The 1,408-nt window shown below is 37.6% G+C and carries 1 protein-coding gene; it reads right to left on the reverse strand.

Going from position 1 to position 1,408, the window contains the following annotated elements; all coding sequences use genetic code 11:
- Positions 1-1,408: T9SS type A sorting domain-containing protein (locus CHB80_RS24325; RefSeq protein WP_143337257.1), on the reverse strand; the 1,408-nt coding region annotated here is incomplete at both ends.

Raw genomic sequence — 1,408 nt, forward strand, 5'->3', positions numbered from 1 at the left:
TTTTCTGTAAATGATCCCATATCTGTTTCTAATCGAAGGATATATGGTCCTTTACTTACATTAGATACTGGTAACTGTATAATTGTTGTGCCAGTTTCTGGTTTCCATTGTTGTATGACTTGACCAAGCATTGAGAATAATCTCGCATTGGTTATATTGTTACGCTCATTCTTAGTTACTGTAATGTACTTTCCTTGCGTATTATAGCTTACGGTAACACTAGTAAGATCTGTTTCTTCTTCTAGGGATACGTTTTCTTCTTGTATAGCTATCTCGGTATCTTCTTCAGTTTCCTCTTCTTCATCGTTTGTAGTCGTTCCTGAAGTACCTTCTCCTTGTTCATCATCATCATTAGAAGTCTCATTATAGGTTCCTTGCTCATCATCATTTGTATCATTATCATCTCCTGTACCTGTTTCTTCTTCTTCTTCTTCCTCCCAATCATCTGTACCTATACTTCCTCCATCTATTTCTTCGTCTTCATCCCAAGTAGTATCATCCGTAGTATCGTCATCATCATCATCGTCGTCATCATCGTCATCATCATTATCATCTGTTCTAAAGACGATTACATAACGATTGTAATGATCTCCGGCTTCTAATGTGATTTCATAATCACCTTCAAAAAGGTTGGTTACTGTATTTTGAACACGATCTTTTAAGTATACTGTTGTGGTTTCTGTATCTACATTTTCAAGAGCATCTATTCCTATTCGGATAGGTCCTGCTTGTGGTAATGTTACTACCAATGGAAACTCTGTTACATCAATAATATTTGGAACTCCCTGAATAACAAACTTCTTGTCTTCCATATCCCAAGTCATATCTTCTTGAGGGCCAAACTGAATTTCTCCATCATAGGCTCTATCAATTCCAAAAGTTGTATTAGGATCTACAGTAATTAAAAGCTGTCTGTGATATAGGCTAGGGGAGTCAAATCCAATTCTAAACTTCTCACGCATATCAGGTGTATCTAAATCTGAATCGTCTAGTTGCTGATCGATATTAGGATTACTTGTAGTACTTTCTGGTCCATTTTGTCCTTCTACAGGATCACCAAATAAGAAGATTGAAGCTCCAGATTCTCTTACAAAATTACGCTGTGAGTTACTAAATACGATATCACCATCACTATCGGCAGCAACAAAGAATCCTTGTCCTACAGGGACATAGCGCTCTGGTGTTTTAGTACCACCTCCAATATTTGATACATCTGGATGACTTACCGCCGGTGTTCCTCCTGAAAGGGTATATAATGCATATCCTGCTTGGTAATCTGCTTGGATATGATTTCCTCCTCCGTAGTGTTCCCAGAAGTAAAGCGTTCCATCAAGGTGTGGATTATCATTGATAAAATCGTTTGCATCTAAAGCAGATGGGAATGGGTTTCCTACCATATAATCTCTAT

The organism is Dokdonia pacifica (assembly GCF_900188275.1).
GTDB classification, from domain to species: Bacteria; Bacteroidota; Bacteroidia; order Flavobacteriales; family Flavobacteriaceae; genus Dokdonia; species Dokdonia pacifica.